Annotated in this window: 12 protein-coding genes; 6 read left to right on the forward strand and 6 right to left on the reverse strand. The window is 43.4% G+C overall.

Annotation, left to right across the window (positions count from 1 at the left end; translation table 11 throughout):
- Nucleotides 1-162, reverse strand: a 162-nt coding sequence (locus F3741_11170) for a dTDP-glucose 4,6-dehydratase (GenBank protein ID MZG31340.1), incomplete at its 3' end; no start/stop codon positions are given.
- 161 nt (nucleotides 163-323) lie between these two features.
- Here F3741_11170 and F3741_11175 point away from each other — a divergent pair.
- Nucleotides 324-1,319, forward strand: coding sequence for a glycosyltransferase family 2 protein (locus F3741_11175; protein MZG31341.1), 996 nt, complete (start codon nucleotides 324-326; stop codon nucleotides 1,317-1,319).
- Here the strand turns inward: F3741_11175 and F3741_11180 are convergent.
- From F3741_11180 to F3741_11190, 3 genes are read right to left on the reverse strand one after another with little or no spacing between them, the layout of a single operon-like run.
- Nucleotides 1,297-3,342, reverse strand: coding sequence for a tetratricopeptide repeat protein (locus tag F3741_11180; protein MZG31342.1), 2,046 nt, complete (start codon nucleotides 3,340-3,342; stop codon nucleotides 1,297-1,299). The two genes, F3741_11175 and F3741_11180, sit on opposite strands and share 23 nt — an antisense overlap.
- Nucleotides 3,339-4,412: an undecaprenyl/decaprenyl-phosphate alpha-N-acetylglucosaminyl 1-phosphate transferase gene (locus tag F3741_11185; protein ID MZG31343.1), complete on the reverse strand. Its 1,074-nt coding sequence runs from the start codon at nucleotides 4,410-4,412 to the stop codon at nucleotides 3,339-3,341. Before F3741_11185 ends, F3741_11180 begins: the two co-directional genes overlap by 4 nt.
- The gene (locus F3741_11190) at nucleotides 4,409-5,329 is read right to left on the reverse strand and encodes a glycosyltransferase family 2 protein (protein ID MZG31344.1); all 921 of its coding nucleotides are present in this window, start codon (nucleotides 5,327-5,329) and stop codon (nucleotides 4,409-4,411) included. Before F3741_11190 ends, F3741_11185 begins: the two co-directional genes overlap by 4 nt.
- Before the next feature lie 284 nt (nucleotides 5,330-5,613).
- Between F3741_11190 and F3741_11195 the strand changes: the two genes are divergently transcribed.
- The 3 genes from F3741_11195 to F3741_11205 all read left to right on the forward strand — a co-directional run bounded on the left by F3741_11195 (nucleotide 5,614) and on the right by F3741_11205 (nucleotide 10,685).
- Entirely contained in the window at nucleotides 5,614-6,759 is a 1,146-nt protein-coding gene (locus F3741_11195) for an SDR family NAD(P)-dependent oxidoreductase (protein MZG31345.1), read from the forward strand.
- A 64-nt stretch (nucleotides 6,760-6,823) separates the two neighbouring features.
- Nucleotides 6,824-9,091 (forward strand): tetratricopeptide repeat protein, encoded by a 2,268-nt coding sequence (locus F3741_11200; protein MZG31346.1) that lies wholly within the window; start codon nucleotides 6,824-6,826, stop codon nucleotides 9,089-9,091.
- Between the two features lie 295 nt (nucleotides 9,092-9,386).
- Nucleotides 9,387-10,685: an SUMF1/EgtB/PvdO family nonheme iron enzyme gene (locus tag F3741_11205; GenBank protein MZG31347.1), complete on the forward strand. Its 1,299-nt coding sequence runs from the start codon at nucleotides 9,387-9,389 to the stop codon at nucleotides 10,683-10,685.
- A 98-nt stretch (nucleotides 10,686-10,783) separates the two neighbouring features.
- On the opposite strand, the gene F3741_11210 is transcribed toward F3741_11205, so the two are convergent.
- Together F3741_11210 and F3741_11215 are read right to left on the reverse strand one after the other, a co-directional pair.
- A complete protein-coding gene (locus F3741_11210) occupies nucleotides 10,784-12,322 on the reverse strand; it encodes a long-chain fatty acid--CoA ligase (protein ID MZG31348.1) in 1,539 nt (512 codons plus the stop codon).
- Between the two features lie 296 nt (nucleotides 12,323-12,618).
- Nucleotides 12,619-13,521: a hypothetical protein gene (locus F3741_11215; protein ID MZG31349.1), complete on the reverse strand. Its 903-nt coding sequence runs from the start codon at nucleotides 13,519-13,521 to the stop codon at nucleotides 12,619-12,621.
- 88 nt (nucleotides 13,522-13,609) lie between these two features.
- On the opposite strand from F3741_11215, the gene F3741_11220 reads away from it, so the two are divergent.
- Together F3741_11220 and F3741_11225 are read left to right on the forward strand one after the other, a co-directional pair.
- A complete protein-coding gene (locus F3741_11220) occupies nucleotides 13,610-14,950 on the forward strand; it encodes a biotin/lipoyl-binding protein (protein MZG31350.1) in 1,341 nt (446 codons plus the stop codon).
- The coding region (locus F3741_11225; GenBank protein MZG31351.1) for an efflux RND transporter permease subunit at nucleotides 14,937-17,558 on the forward strand (2,622 nt) is incomplete at its 3' end. The genes F3741_11220 and F3741_11225, both read left to right, overlap by 14 nt.

Here is a 17,558-nt window from a genome sequence, read left to right on the forward strand (position 1 = left end):
TATATAATTAGGGTCAATTTTTATTGAAGATAATGTATCGAGGTTCCCCGCATAGGTCAGCTTGTCATAATTAATAATTTTTGCCTGGCCGGTTCTCACGAGATTGAGGATAAAGTTTCCACCAATAAAGCCGGCGCCACCTGTAATAAAAAATGTTTTCACTTCTGTAAATACCTGTCGGAAGATGATACAACAAGAGAAGTAAATTGAAATTAAACCTCTAAGTGGAGTATAAGTGGTTAAGCTTATATATTCAAGCCAATACACTTTGCTGACTTTACTAGGATAATTTACTAAAGATATTCAAATTTAAAAGGATAATAATGCGCCAATCATCTATTGCGGTTGTGGTTGTAAATTGGAACTCAGGAAAATATCTGGAAAAATGTTTGCAAAACTTAAGGGATCAGACCTTATCTCCAACCCGGGTTTTGGTGGTGGATAATGCCAGTACCGATGATTCTATAGATGGCCTTGAACAAAGATTCCATGATTGGGAGTTTATTCATTTAGAAAAAAATACTGGTTTTGCATACGCTAATAACCTGGCGGTCAAACAGGTGGATGATTGTGATTGGGTTACATTTTTAAACCCGGATGCTTTTGCTCGACCTGACTGGCTGGAAAAATTAATGAGCGCGGTTGAACGGTTTCCTGATGCGAAGATGTTTGGCAGTCATATGCTTGGATACAAAAATGATCTGATAGATGGAACGGGAGATATCTATCACGTATCTGGAATTGCATGGAGAAGAGACCATGGCGTGGAATCCTCAAAAATTCAAAGGGAGTCCGGAGAAATATTCTCACCTTGTGCCGCTGCAGCCTTAATCTCCAGGCAGGTTTTTCTGGAAGCCGGTGGTTTTGATGAACATTTCTATTGCTATAATGAAGATGTAGATCTCAGTTTTCGTCTGCGCTTGATTGGGCATCGGTGCATTTATGTTTCGGATGCTATTGTAGAGCATGTTGGGTCAGGCACTACTTCCAGGTACAGTGATTTTGCTGTATACCATGGCCAAAGAAACCTGATTTGGTCTTATGTCCGAAATATGCCTGGGATATGGTTCTGGTTTTTTTTACCACAGCATATTCTGTTTAGTTTGTCTTCAATGATTCGGTTTTCACTGAATGGAAAAGCTGTGCCAGTTTTTAAGGCGAGAATAGATGCTTTGAAAGAGCTTCCCAGAATTTGGACGCTTCGACAGAAAACACAAAGCTCCAGAACTGTGTCAGGGCGCACAGTGATTAGATCTATGGATACGAATTTCTGGACGCCCTATATCCAGAAGAAAATCAATTTTTCAATTTCTGGTTAAGAAGTTGGTTGATTTCTTTCTCCAGAGATGTGCTCTTGTTATAGGTCAAGGCAATTTCCAGGTGCTTGCGTGCAAGAGCAGGGTCTCCGTTAGAATCAAGAATCAATTTCCCAAGGTTGTAATGCGAGTCTGGTAATTGCGGATAATGCTTTATCGATTCATGAAAGGCTTCCCATGCTTTCTCATATTGGTTTTGCCTGATAAATAGTATGCCGAGATTGTTCTGAGCTTTGGCCGAGTCAAGTCCTCCTCCCTGAATTTTCTGGTATGCTTTTTCCGCCAGCCCCACTTCCCCTTTTTCCTGATATATTTTTCCTTTTAACAGTAGTCCTTTGGGAGAGCCTGGAACTTTTTGCAGATAGAAATGTATGTATTTCTCGGCCTCCTCAAAAGAGTTCAATTGCAGGTTGATGCGTGCCAGGTTGAGGTCCAGACTTGGAGGCATGGGATACCCCCATTTATATAAAATATATCTTTCTCTTGCGCGAAGAAATTCCTCGCGGGCACGTTGAAACTCTCCGCGAGAAGCTAAATAAGTGCCTAGATTCAAATATCCAATCGGCAGGGTAGGCTCAAGCTCAATGGCTTTCTGAAATTCTTTCTCTGCCAGATCAAACTTTCCGCCTTGGGTGTATATGCTTCCCAGGTTGCTGTGGGCAAAAGCTCTGTAAAATTCATCTGCTGCGGAACGGGATAGTTTTAATAGCGGTACAAAAGCTTGTTGATAACGTCTGTCCTCCAAATAAAAATGACTGAGATTATGAAGAACCTTGAGGTCGGCGGGGGATTTTTTATAGGTGTCTTCCCAGAGTTGTATGTTCGAACGGTAGACCGAGTTTCTGGTTATTAATTGGGAGCCCAAAATCATCAAAAAAACTACCAGCATTATCAGGCATGGTCTTTTGAATGAGCTTTCCGCTTTTATGAAAAATAAGTGATAAAAGATATAAGAGGTCAATATGCTGAGACCCAAAGAAGGCAGGTATAAATTCCTTTCACTCAGCAAGTCTGCGCGAGGTAAAAAACTGTTTGTGGGAGAGAGAGTAATGAGAAACCATAATATGGAAAAAGATATAACCGGGGATATTTTTCGAAAGTTTCTAATTAAAGCAAATAATGCTGTCAGCCAAAATATAACGGGTATGATGTTAAAAAAAGAAAGCCATTGGTTTGGGAAATCATAATCAAAAGTCAGGTTGATTGGAAACAGGCTGATCTTTATCGCATACATCAATACCCTGGTTTGAGCCAGTGCATAATTGATATCTATTTTGCCCAGCCCATTCATGACAATTTTGTTCATACCAGGTGTGAGGATGAAAAATGCGACAACTAAACAACCAATCGGCAGATAGATGGAAAATAACCGGATTTTGAAGGGATGCCAGCTTTCATTTCTCATGAAGCATAAATCATATAAAACTATGATTATTGGAAATGTAATGGTGGTTTCCTTGCTGAGAAGTGCAAGGCCAAACGCCAAAAGTGATAAGGAATAAAAAAGTGGAATAAATCGATAACTTCTTCGTTCACTACCCAAAATAAAAAACAGCAAAGCCAGCAGGAAAAAAAAGCCGCCTATCCCGCTTGCTCTTCCAGACAGATATGTGACAGCCTCAGTGTTGACAGGGTTGAGGGCAAATGTAAAAGCTATGATTGATGACAGGCCTATTACATCTTTAGTGTCCCATTTAGTGGTCTTACTGAAAGTTTTGAAACCTATAATGAGGATGGTCGCCGATGATAAAAAATGAAACAGTACATTGACCAAATGGTAGCTTAATGGGTTTAGTCCGCTTAGAGAATGGTTTAGGCTGAAGCTGAGGTAGAAAAGATGGCGATATTGGATAGGCCAGAAGCTGTTATATCTGTCTGGGCCGCTAAGCTTGATATTTTGTAATAATGCCTGGTCATCAAAATTGAAAGGCGAGAACAGGGTATTTGCATAGGTGATTGAAATAAGGAAAAATATTGCAAGGCTGGATAAAAACAACCTCGCTTTGATTGAAAAGGAGGCATTCATGATGTTTTCTTTTTCTCGAAAAACTTAAGGATGAAAACCAGAATGGCAACGTTTACTAAAATAAAAACAAAATAAATGGGTATAAAATGGGGAATAAGATTGATCCTGAATACAGGTACCATTGCGGTCAAATCAAAATAGAAACCAATTACAAATAGTATGGCAATGGTTTTCCGCGGCGAAAAACCCAATTCCCCCATTCTGTGATGGAAGTGGTTGGCATCCTTGGTGAACGGGCTTCTTCCTTTCGTGATTCTTCTGAAAAAAGCGAAGGTGGTATCCATGATGGGGATGAGCAGAGTAATAACAGGGATAAGATAATATATCTCATCAGTATAGCCTTGATTGAGAGGCAGTAAGGTGATGAGGGAGATTAATAGTCCTAGTGGAAGACTTCCGGTATCTCCGAGAATAATTCTCGCAGGTGGTAAATTGAAAAAGAAAAAGCCGAGGGTGCTTCCCGCCAGAACTACTGCCAGAAAAGAGGATTCAATAATACCGCGCTCAAGATAGACAAAGGTCAAAGTCAGGCAAGAGAAAAAAATAATCCCCGGTGCCAGACCATCCATGCCGTCTATCAGATTAATTGCGTTAGTGATACCTACTATCCATAAAATTGTCAGCAGAATTGAAAAGGGTCCCAGGTCAATCAGGCTGCCGATACGTTCTATTTGAAATCCTGCAAAATAAAGAATAATAGCGATAACGATTTGCACGAACAGTTTTAAGCGGGGAGGACAGTCAGTTGCATCGTCATAAATACCTAGAAGAAACATCAACCCAACCCCCAAAGTCAATGTGGCAAAAAGGTTGACATTGCGTGCATCCACCATGCCCAGGAGCAACAATATCCAGAGTGTCGCCAGAAAAGAAAGAATAACTGGGACTCCACCGAAAGGGCTGACGCTTTCCTTGGCTAATATTGGGAAGCGGTTCAATATGAACGTGAGAAAATTGAAGCTTTTTAAGGTTTTTATCAGATATAACGTGAGACAAAATGACAAGATCAGAGCTGTAAAATAGCCCTCCAGATACACTTCCCCTGAAATTTGGAATGTTTCAAACTTCATTTGAAAGTATCCCTGGTGGGAGTTTCTTTAAATAGATTGAATGCAAGCTGAGAAAAGCATCGTAAGGTTATTGCAAAATTGACGATTATTTTTGCCAAAGGATTTTTTGCGTAATGTTTTCCGTAATAATGCTTCATGCCTTGATGGCGTTTAATTATGATTGCGACAGGCACTTTACTGTTGCTGGTATTGACATGATGAGTTATTTCGGCTGATGGAAAATACATCACTTTATATCCTGATTGAGAGATGGTTCTGCAAAGGTCGATATCTTCATTGAATAAAAAGTATTGCTCGTCAAATCCATTTACTTTTTCAAATACTGCACGAGGTACCATGAGACAACATCCGGATAACCAGTCGACTTCCCGGTTCTCATCGTGGCTGAAATCTTTCATTAGATAATTCACTGTATAGGGGTTATCTGGGAACCATTTTGAAAGTAGGGAATAACGGTTGAAAAAACCTGTCATAAGAGTTGGGAAACGTCTGCAGGAGTATTGCAGACTTCCATCCTCATTCAATACCTTTGGTCCCAGTGCCCCTACATCTGCGTTCGATTTCAAGAAGGCAACCATTTTCTCTATAGCTTGATCGGTTAAAATAGTGTCGGGGTTTAAAAAAAGAAGTGTTTCGCCTTTTGCTGACCTGACAGCTTGGTTATTGGCCTTGGCGAAGCCAACATTTTGAGTGTTCTGAATCAACTGGACTTGAGGATAAGACTCTTTCAAAGAAAGCATTCCCGAGTCGTTCTGGCTGTTATCTACAATGATGACTTCAAAAGATATTTCCCGCAGAGTGTGGTAAATGGACTCCAGACAATTTCTGAGGGGAGTGCTGTTGTTATAACTGACGATGATGCAGGAAAGGTTCACGGTCTCAGCCGACTCTTCAGGAAGGAGGAAAAGAAACTCAATCTAAATTATTGCCCAATTTGGATAGGATTTCAATATGGTAAGAAAATTACCCTGTTTATGAGAACTATTTCAGATAAACCAGACTCCTTTTCTTAAAGTTGTTTGATGGTGTTTTTGGGTGCATCTACTTAATTGATGGCTCTGCACGGGTGCTAACGATTGTTAGGGAATCATATTGCTTAAGTACTTCCGCAAAATTGCCGATTGAGATATGATAGCAGGCGATAACCAGTGGATAACTGGAAATAGCCCAGGTTACTACTCAATAAAAACCGGAGAGAAAAATGGGAAAAAGGGTTTTGGTGACAGGCGGGGCCGGATTCATCGGGTCGCATACCGTGGACCAGCTGGTTCAACGGGGAGATACCGTCCGGGTTTACGACAACCTCAATCCACAGGTACATGGAGAGCAGGCCAAAAAGCCTGAGTACTTGCACTCGGAGGCAGAATTCATCAAGGGGGATGTTCGCAACCGGGACCATTTAAAGAAAGCCATCGAAGATGTAGATCTGATCATTCACGATGCCGCAGAGGTAGGCGTGGGTCAATCAATGTATTCTATTGACCAATACGTTTCCACAAATGTCCAGGGCACGGGAGTATTATGGGATATCCTGGTCAACGAAAAACATAAGGTTGAAAAAGTTCTCGTTGCAAGTTCCATGAGCCTTTATGGAGAGGGTTCTTACCAGTGCCCGGAACATGGAAAGATTAGTCCCAAACCCAGACCAGAGAGTCAACTTGCAGAGGGGAAGTGGGAAATGCTTTGCCCGGAATGTGAAGTGCCTGTAACTCCTGTCCCTACAGATGAGAATAAAGAACTGGACTGCACATCAGTCTACGCACAAAGCAAAAAAGATCAGGAAGTGTATTCACTGATGATTGGAAAAGCCCATCAGATTCCCACTGTAGCCTGTCGTTATTTTAATTGTTATGGCCCACGCCAATCGTTAAATAATCCTTATACTGGTGCGGCGGCTATCTTTTGTTCTGCGATCAAGAACGATTCTCCACCTTTGATTTATGAGGATGGTCACCAACGCCGTGACTTTATTCATGTTCGTGATCTGGTCCGTGGAAAACTTCTTTTGCTGGATCATCAGGATGCGAATTACGAAATTTTTAATATTGGAACTGGCAAGCCATCTTCCATTTTGGATCTGGCGGAAACGCTTATCGAGCTTTGTGGAAAAAACTTTTGTCCCGATGTGATTTATAAATTCCGCAATGGTGATATTCGAGATTGTTATGCCGACATCTCCAAGATAAAAGCCCTGGGTTTTACACCTGATTTGACCTTGAGGCAGGGGCTTGAAGACCTGGTTGCCTGGAGTGACAATCAGCATGCGGTTTCACGGGTTAGCGATGCTCATCAAAAACTGGTTGATAAAGGCCTGGTGCTGGAAACTCAACCGGTTGCCAGTAAGTAAATACTGTTTTTTCCCCACTCTCTTCGGACTCCCCAGGAGAGAAACTATTTCTGGATTTTGAAAAATGACCCAACGTCTTATTTTAGGCGGCATTTTGTTTTTCCTTTTTCTACTGCTCACACCTCTTGGTATTTTCAATGATTGGATTCCTCCAGCGACTCATAAAGGCTATTACGCTGTAACAACCATTGATGGTGGGGACGATGCTGGCTACTATGCCTACCTTCGGTCGGTTTTTTTTGATGGCGACCTTGATTTTTTTAATGAGCTTCATTATGTCCATTCAGAAAAATTCATGCCAACCGGTTATGTTTTCAACAACTGGCAAATGGGCCAGGCCCTTGTGTTTTTGCCGTTTTTTCTCGTCGGTCATTTGTTGGCACTGCTTTATCAGGGGTTGGGTTACCCAATATCGGTAGAGGGTTATTCGGCACCTTATTACATCTCTACCGCTGTGGCTTCGGTTACTTTTTTATTTGCTGGATTGATTCTGGTTTTTAAAACCCTGCATTCTTTTATTGATAAACGGTTTTCCTTACTTGTAACGCTGTCCATCTGGTTGGCTTCTCCACTTATCTATTTTTCATTCATTCGGCAGCGAATGTCCCATACCGTAGAGTTTTTTTTCGCCGCGGTTTTGATTTTTGCCTGGGCCCATTTCCGCCCTCTTGCGAGGGAGGCAAATAGCAATGACCCCGTGGGCCGAGATGCGCCTTCAAACGCAGAAGAAGGCCGGGGTCAGTTGGTGCTTCGCTTTGCCGCTTTAGGAGCTATTCTGGGTTTCCTGGGCATGACAAGGGTGATTAATATTGCTTTCCTTGCCTTGTTTGCGGTGGACCTGATATGGAGTTTTCGCGGTGACTTGAAATCGAGCGCCAACGTTAAAAAAATTCTGCTGTTGGGAGGAGCAGGGTTAGTAGGGTTTTTTCTGGTCATGCTCCCACAGATTGTTTGCTGGTACCAGTTGAACGGGGTGCCTTTTCCTCCACGTCATATGAAATACGCAGGGGATGGATTGTCGGGAATCTCCTTATTGCCGGTGTTGGAAAAGTTGTGGGATCTTTTCTTTTCAGCTAAATGGGGTTTAATGTTTTCCATGCCATTGGCTGTGGCGGGTATGGCAGGATTATTTCTAAAAAATGAATGGCTAAAAGAATTACGACCCGGGTTGTTGGCTTATCTGGCCGGAATCCTGACTATTGTAGTTGTATATCCGGAAGATTCAGCTTCATACGGGCATCGGCATCTGATTTCGGCGTTACCTGTTTTTGCGCTGGGACTGGCTAACCTGTTGCGTCGAATTTCAGAAACAGGATCCAAGTGGGGAGTTTGGGCTGTCAAAATAGGATGTTTGTCGGCGGTACTGGCACAATTTATCATGGTCATTCAATATAAGGTTGTCTTGCCTTATAACCATCCCGAATTTACCTTGAAAGCACTTGCATCAACGCCCGAATTGATTTCCAGCCGTCCTGATTTGTTATTGAGATCATCCAATTTTTTTAAAGTTTTATCACTTCAATTTCCACAAAACTGGAATTATCTGGATGGATTATTCCTTTTAGTATTCCCTGCTTTTCAACTGATGGGATTGGCATTTGTGTTGGTTTATTTTAAGTTAATAGGTCAGGGGTCCTTCTTTCAAATCAGGTTTCTTGACCCGAAGTTCATTCTGGGCAAGAGTATAATCGTTAGTATTATTTTGCTGGTTACTGTCATGATCGCTGCCCCTGTAAAAACCCGGTCTGAAATAAACTCCAGAATGGAATATCAGGAAACAGTTAAAAAGGCAGAAGCTCACGTGAGAAGTCGTGAAATAGATAAAGCTCGTGCTGAATACAATCAGGCTGTGAAAAAGATCCCTCAGTCCTGGAAACCTTATTTGATGATCGGGCAGACTTGGCAAGCTCAAGGCAGGATCGATGAAGCAAACCGATTTTATCTAAAAGCGTTGGATTATAATCCAGATGATAGTCCGACTCTGGTATTATTGGGAAATAATTTGAGGCGACAAGGCAAAGTTGAAGAATCAGAAAAAGTTTTACGTTCTGCTGTTCGCGCATGGCCGTTAAATTTAACTGCTTATGACTCCCTTGCCCAACTCCTGGTGTTTCGTGGCAAACGTGAAGAAGGCATAAAAATGTTCAAATACGCGCTTCAAATCAACCCTGATTATGGGCCCAGTCATATAAATTTGGCTATGACTTATCATTCGCTAAATCAGGAAAGAGAGAGCTTGCTTCATTTAAACAAGGCTCTAAGTCTTGGCATGAAAGGCCCCGTAATTGACCGAATAAAATCGATAATCCTGAACAAACCAGGTAAATCATGATTGACGAAATTGATTATTTCCCTCGTAGGGACCGCCACAATAAAAAGAAAAAAGTGGACTCGGGATGGGGAGATCTTAAAAAAGAAAAATCAGAGCAAGATGCAAAAACTCAGCCTGATAAGAAGAAAGCTATAAATAAGCCTTTTTCAGAGAGTGAATCAAAGGATCAATAGCATTTTGCCTGTATGGGCAAAGGTATTGAAATTTTCGAAGTGACAGTTCTCTTCTTGGTCTGAGAACCCCTCCACTGTTATAATATCCAACTCGTTAAAATTTATTTGTACACAGGAGCCGAATGATGATGGACAGCCCTTTTTCGTTTTTTAGAACTGTATTGTGTTTGTTTTTACTGAACCTTTTATTATTCCCATCGCTGGGATTTTCGAGCGTGATCGATGAAACGCTAAAAGGGGATGAAAATGTAGTGGAGGGTAAACTTGAGGAAGCTGAAAAGCATTACGCCCGAGCGCTTGAAATGGACCCGGATAATTGGCGCATAATGCGTCCACTGGCCGAAGTCCGTTTCCAATTAAAAAAGTATAAAGAAACCAAGGAACTGGTTGATCGTATATTGGCTATGAAAGTATCCAAATTAAAAATCGTTAGGGTTACGATGAAAGATAGTAATCAAACATTTGAAGCAGAAATTATTGATGAAAATGTTATTCCTGCTGATGATGGTAGCAATAATATGAGGAATTATTTGGATGGCGAAGGTAAAAAAGTTACTCCTCATTACCGACTCTTCAATCTCGATAATAGGGAAATGCTTCTCGTCCCACATGATGCCGCAAAGATAAAATATCAGGCAGTTCCTACCAGAGACTATGCTTATACTCAGGAACTGCATGCCAAGGTAGAAAATATTTTGATCGCTCAGTCAGAGCCTCTGGGTCCTGTTGAAATGATAGCTCTCAGAGGTGGTTGTTTCAAAATGGGGAGTGATAAAGGTCACGCTGTATCAGAGGAACCGGTCCATGAAGTTTGCCTGGATCCCTTTGAACTGGATAAATATGAGGTAAACCAGAAGGACTTTCAAACAGTGATGGGGCACAATCCCTCAAGGTTTAAGGGTGCTAAACGGCCTGTCGACAGCGTAACCTGGCATGAAGCTGAAGAGTATTGCAAAAAATCCAATAAACGATTGCCGACCGAAGCGGAATGGGAATTCGCCGCACGTGGAGGAACCAATACAGAATTTTACTGGGGCGATGAGTTTGATCCCACCAAAACCAATTTCTGTGACAGCAATTGTGTGATGAACATACGAACGGCAAACCTGTCAGATGGTTATCCGAATACTGCTCCAATAGGTTCTTTCCCGGCAAACCCATTTGGTCTCCATGATATGGCTGGTAATGTTAATGAATGGGTATCAGACTGGTTTGAGATTCGGTACTACAAAAATAGTCCGAGGAACAACCCTAAAGGAGCCCCGCGCTCCAATCCATCAGACCGTCGTGGCGGAGGAACACAGAAAGTTTATCGGGGAGGTGCCTGGAAAACCGAGGTGAACAGTCAACGGACAGCCTGGCGAAAAGGTTTTGAAACGGACTATCGGCTGGATGGCACAGGATTCCGCTGCGCTCGCTAACCCACTAGGCTGGGGGGCAACGGCAATATCTTGTTGCAGCTTCTAAACCTTGTTGGCGGCTTAGTAAGGCCGAGGGAATTATTGCTTGCCTGGAGGGGTTATTGCTGGTTATCACCGGGCATGGCCCGGAGTTCAGACTTTAAAATTTTCCCGGTCGCTGTTTTTGGCAGGGATTCCATAAACTGGAACTTGTCCGGGATCATGAAGGCCGGCAATTTTTCACGGCATAATTCTTTCAGCTCCTGCTCATTGGTTCGTGTGCCTTCGCGCAATGCCACGAATACCTTTACTTTTTCGCCAACGCGCTCGTCGGGGATTCCTACTGCAGCCACTTCGATGACTGCCGGATGATTCATCAAAGCGTTTTCGATTGCCAACGGTGAAACATTTTCTCCGGCTCGAATGATCAGGTCTTTAATCCTGCCTGCGGAAATGAACAGCCGACCCTTTTCATCCATATGCCCGAGGTCACCGGTTTTCAGCCACCCATCGGCTGTCAGTGTTTCTTCTGTTTCTTTTGGTTTTTTCCAGTAACCCTGCATCACTGTTTCGCCGCGAACCCTGATCTCGCCAACTTCTCCTTGCGGCACAGGTTTTCCGGCGTCATCAACAATTTCCAGTTCTACATTTGGCAGGATGGGTCCGACTGAACCTGCCACACTGCCATCTTTCATCGTATTCACGGCGATTACGGGGGAAGTCTCGGTCAGCCCATAGCCTTCAATGACTGTCACACCAAGTCCTTCTTCGACTTTTTTTAGCAGAGCTTCGGGAAGAGATGCGCCTCCGGAAATGCAATAGCGCAGGGAAGAAATATCATAACCCCCTCGGGCATAAAGTTGTACCAGGAACGAATAAATGGTGGGAACCAATGGCAGAATGGTTGCCTGATGCCGGGATATGGATTCTAAAATAGTTTTAGGTTGAAACTGTTTCAGCAAGATGAGTGTGGCCCCTGAGCGAAGTAATACCAAAGCCATAATGTTTCCGAAAGAATGAAAAAGGGGCAGGGCAACGATAACCTTGTCATCACAGTTAAAATGCAGGTGTTGTAAAAATCCGGTGCAATTGGCATCAAACTGTTTTTCTTCCAGCATAACTCCTTTGGGTTTTGCGGTAGTCCCTGAAGTATAAAGAATAACATCTGGAAGGATTTCTTCTCTTTTATGTCTCGTTAGAGAATCACGCGGATCACCCATTACCATAAACTCTTCCCAGCGCAGGGTTCCTTCCCCTAATTGTGAAGGATCAGCAGGACCTGCAAGAATTTTATTGGGAAATAATTTAAAAAAAGGAACGGTTTCAGGTTTGACAAAAGCCGAGTCAACCACCAGGGTATCGATTCCCGCATCTTGAGTGATGTAGACGAGATCCTCCGGTTTCAGCATGAAGTTGTAGGGGATAACAGGAACTCCTTTGACTAACGCGGCAAAATAGGCGACAAGATATTCTTTCTGGTTCAGGCATAGCAGCCCAATTTTGCTGTTTGCAGTAAGTTTTAGTTTGGACAACGCACTTGCAAATCGCTCGATCTGCGAAACGAATTCTCCATAGCTTAGTGTGGTGTCCCCTTCAATTATTGCCGGGTGTTTCGGGTCTTTTTCTGAATGAGATTTTAGATATTGATAAAAGGTCATAATAAAGTTTCCACATTTGGGCAAATAATTTGCCCGGCATTATAACGTATCTTGCCTTAAGGTAGGCATTTGTATCTCACCCGGTAGAGGTGAATATTTAGACACCCAAACTAGTTGTTTTCCAACACCTATAGCCTTGGGGACAAATAGAAGTGGATAATAAATCGAGAAAACTGTTTTCTGCTCAAGAAAGCCTATGCTCATTGCCCGTGGCCGTTGGCCACCAATCTCCTTGGGGGCAAATAGAAGTGGATAATAAATCGAGAAAACTGTTTTCTGCTCAAGAAAGCCTATGCTCATTGCCCGTGGCCGTTGGCCACCCACCGGGCGAAGAATCCGTTGGGCAGGTTCAACCCGGATGATTGATCCGGGATGAACATTTCTCCCGTCTCAAAATGCCCGGATTTATGCGATGAGAAATAGGTTCGCATCATATTTTCCAGCGTCAGGGCAGAAAATCCGGGAGAATGGGTGGTGAACAGCAAAAATGCTGGAGAATCGCTGAGAATATTCTGGCAAGCCTCCATGAAATTGGACAGCATATTTTCGATTTTCCAGACCTCTCCTTTTGGACCTCTGCCAAAAGATGGCGGATCCATGATGATGGCATCGTATTTTCTGCCTCGCCGGTGTTCTCTCTGCATATATTTCATTGCGTCGTCGACGATCCAGCGTACCGGACAGTCACCAAGCCCTGAAAGTTCCAAATTTCGCCTGGCCCAGGTGACAGAGGCCTTGGAGGCGTCTAAATGGGTGACATGGGCCCCCGCTGAAGCTGCCGCAAGGGTGCTGGCACCGGTATAGCCAAAAACGTTAAGTGCTTGTATTACTTTGCCGTTAAGCAGTTTAAGCTGGTCCATGATCCACAGCCAATTGAGGGCCTGTTCGGGGAAAAGCCCGATGTGCCCAAATCCTGTGGGTTGGACTTTAAAGACAAGGTCATGGAACTGAATGGTCCACCCATTTTCAGGGAGTTTTGTATAAAATTTCCATTCACCTCCTGTGTCCTTGCCCTTGAAATATTTGTATTCTCCTTCTGCTTTTTTCCACTCGGCCGGAGAAAGGGATTTAGGCCATATGGCCTGGGGGGCAGGACGAATAAAACGGTGTGGACCGAATTGTTCAAGCTTCTGGAATTCTCCAGTATCGAGTAATTGATAATCAAACTGGGGATAATTTTGCGATAGTGAATGGTCCATAAACGTGTTTGAAAATTTTTGTCTGAAACTAAAAATACTTTTTAAAGTCTAAGTGAAAACCCCGCTGGAGGGGGATTATATCAGAATTTTGTTTTACAGATTACAACAGCCTTTTTTTGCTTTCTTCCTGATTTTTCTGGTTTCTTGTTCTTCTTCAGAAGAGGTGCCACAACAGGAAACAAAGAAAGAATTTTCTCTACCTGTCCAGGTGGGTAAAGTCTCTTACATAAATGTTGCAGACGAAGTACATGTTATGGGCAACATCGAATCAGAAAAGAGGGTAGATGTTACCCCTGAAGTCCGTGGAAAAATTATAAAGATACCCATTGAAAGAGGCATGAAGATGAAAGCCGGTGACTTGCTGGCACAGATCGACCCCAGAGAATATGAATTGACGCTTGAGAGGTTACAAGCCGATCTCGTTTCCATGCAAAAAGAGTATGAGAAAGCTTTAGGCGGATTACGTCCGGAAGAAAAGAAAAGGCTGGAAGCCGAAATGCGAGCCGCCGAAAGTGCTTTGAGCCTGGCTCAAATAGAATTAGATCGTATCCAAAAACTGGCGGATCAAAAGGTCAAGCCCCAGTCGGATCTTGATATTGCTTCAGACAAGGTGCGTCAGGCAGAAGAGTTTTTGAAAGCCAGTAAAGCGGATTTGGAAGCTGGTATGAAAGGCCGCAGTGAAGATATTGAAAAACTGGAGTCTGATATGAAGACCCTCATAAAACAGGTTGCTGCGGCAGAATTAAACCTTTCTAAAGTAAATGTCGTGGCTCCTTTTGACGGGGTCGTCACAACCAAGGAAATTGATTTAGGATCTTTCGCAGAGGAGGGTTCACCGATTGCCAGTATGATCAGCTCCTCCAGGCTTAAGGCATCTCTTGAAATACCTCAGGGCTACAGAAAAAAACTGAAAAAGCTTAAGGGAGCAAAGTTTCTAGCCAGGGAATTGAACTTGAAATTTAAATACGGCAGAAATTTATCAAGGCGTATTCGGGTAATTCCTGATGCCAGCATTTTCTCTGGAAATATCAGGATACAAATCGATTTGCCCGACCCCGATCCTGCTTTATATCCGGGTTTGACATTGGAAGGTACTTTAAACTTTGGTGTTCGTAAAAAAGTATTGCATGTGCCGGAAGTTTCTCTTGTTGTTGGGGATAATGAGACGGTTGTCTATATTGTTAAAGACGGGCATGCCCAGCTGGTTCCCGTTAAAACTTTCAGTGAACGAAATGGTTTTGTTGAGATTGAAGATTTTACACACAAGCTGGGCTTGAATGAAGATCTGATCATGGTTGGCTCAGGTGCGGTCTTCCCCGGAGCGAAAGTGATTGTGACCAATAAGAAGCAGAAAGCTACTTTGAAACCAGCAGTAAAAGGCAAAGAAAAAACGCAAACGAAAAGCCGGAGGTCTGATGAAACTCATTGATCAGTCAATCCGGAACTACCACACAGTAACAGTGGTCATTATGATGGCTGCTGTGGTGGGTATTCTTTGCTTCCAAACTCTGCCAAGGCAGTTGGCACCTACTGTTGATAAACCTGAAATCGAGGTCAAGACAGAATATCTTGGACTTTCTCCAGATGAGGTAGAACGAAATATCACACGCCGGTTGGAAGAACAGCTTGAATCGGTGGAAGGTGTGAAAAAGATGACTTCCACCAGCCAGCATGGATTGAGCACCATCAACCTGGAGTTTGATTGGGGTATTGATAAAAACCTGGCTGTTCTGGACGTAAACAATAAGCTTCAACAGGTTAAAGACCTGCCGATAAATTCTGACAAGCCAACATTGAAATCCATTTCCAGTGATAACTCCAGTCCTATCATGTGGATCGTTTTTGACAAGCCTAATGAAAAGATGCCCGATCTTAACCAGAACTATATGTACAAGATTGGTGAGGATATTATTGTCCCCAACCTGAGGCGTGTGAAAGGAATTGCCGATGTCTGGCACTTTGGGGGGGAAGACCGTGAAATGCGGGTTGAGTTTGATCCGTACAGTATGGCGCGTTTGCATGTGACTTATAAAGACGTGATAGATGTGTTGTCAGAAGAAAACCAGAACACTCGTGCCGGGTTCCACGATGAAAAGGATCGGGCCTACACTGTTCGTGCGTTGGGAGAATTTCTCAACCCGGAGGACATCCTTAATACAGTTATCAAGCGCGATGGCGATAAAACCATTAAAGTGAAAGATTTTGCTACGGTTTGGGATGGTTATCAGCGGACTTCTTCTCTGGTCCGCATCAGTGGAAGCTTGTCCAACGCTTTTGGTGTGATTCGTAAAGCTGGCGCAAACGTAGTGGAAACTTGTAACCTGACCGCAGAAAAAGTCGAAGAACTGAATAAGGAATTGAGGAACCGTGGCATTCCTATCAGATTAAAAATTGTATATCAGGATGTGGATTATATTGACGAGGCCATGCGGCTGGTAAAGTCGAACCTGGGTTTTGGGGCTGTTCTGGCTGTTGCGGTTCTACTGTTGTTTCTGGGGTCTGGCCGTTCATTGTTAATTGTAGCGATCAGCATTCCAGTGAGTCTTGTATCTGTATTCATCATTCTCAAAGTCCTGGGACGTAGCATAAATATCATTTCACTTGCGGGTATGGCTTTTGCGGTTGGCATGGTGGTGGATAACTCGATTGTGGTTTTGGAAAATATTTACCGACACCTCACAATGAGAAAAGGGGTTCTCAAAGCTGCTTATGACGGAGCTTCAGAAGTTTGGGGTGCGGTACTGGCCTCCACCCTGACGACACTGGCGGTTTTTATTCCCATTGTGTTCATTCAGGAAGAGGCGGGGCAGATGTTCCGCGACATCGCGATTACAATTAGTGCCAGTATTGCTTTGTCCTTGCTGGTATCCATCACAGTCATCCCTACTTTGACCACATTGTTGATCCGGCTTAAACCGGGTGAGGAATACCAGCCGGGATTTTTTCATCGAACTCTATTCAAGCCGGTTCTCTTTTTGGGAGTAAAAATAAGCGATGGTTATTCCAGGATAATGGAATGGATACTCCATCATTCTCCGTTCAGTATTGGCTTCAGAATCCTGGTTATTATTGGTGTGGGTTGGATGTTGTGGTTTAGCGGGCAAACACTGCCGGCAAAAGATTATTTGCCGTATGGAAATAATAATATGGTTTTTATGCTCATCGAACCGGTTGCGGGTACACCAGCTGAAACCAATATGCGTTACATGGCGGATTACGAAAAAAAGATTGTTGCCATGGAAGATGTTAATCGAAACTTTCTGGTATTTTCACAAAGATTTAATGGTGGTGGCGCCATCATTGAAAAAGAGTTGGCACAGGGCCAGCGTGGTGAAGTCAAAATGGCAGTCAAATCCAGGGAGATGGGGAGTGAAATTTTTAAGATTCCCGGTTACCGTTTTGCCTTTGCGGTGCAGAGACCCATTTTCAGATCAGCGAACAAAACTTTCGAAGTAGAAATCACAGGGCCGGATATGTTGAAGCTTAAAGGTAACGCGCTCAACTTGATTGGACAGATTTCCTCTATTCCAGGTGTCCACTCGGTAAGGCCTGAGTTCAAGTTTGGTAACCCGGAGTTAAGGTTCATTCCCCGACGTGAAGATGCGGCCCGGCTCGATATGGGTATGCAGGAGATTGGAGATGTTATCGAGTCGCTCAATGCCGGCAAATATCTGGGAGAGTTCAACGACCAGGGTGAGCCCATTGACTTTGTGCTGGTGCAGAAGAAAGACGGCAACAAGCTGAGTTTGGATGATTACCGTTCTCTCCCTATATGGACTGACGAAGGGTTGATGACCCACCTCGGTCACCTGGTTGATGTGGAAATAGAATCGGGGCCAGCGCGTATAGACCATATTGGAACTGACCGCGCTATTAAACTCACCGTGCAGGTAAAAAAAGATGTAGCCATGCAGTTAGTCATCGACAAGGTTGAAAAGGAAGTATTGGTGGGAGCGAGAAATGACCTCGGTCAGGAATATGGACTGCGTATTGGTGGCTCTGCTGATGAACTGGCCTCTACTGAAAAATCTTTGATT

The sequence above is a fragment of the Nitrospinota bacterium genome (genome assembly GCA_009873635.1).
Classification (GTDB): Bacteria; Nitrospinota; Nitrospinia; order Nitrospinales; family VA-1; genus LS-NOB.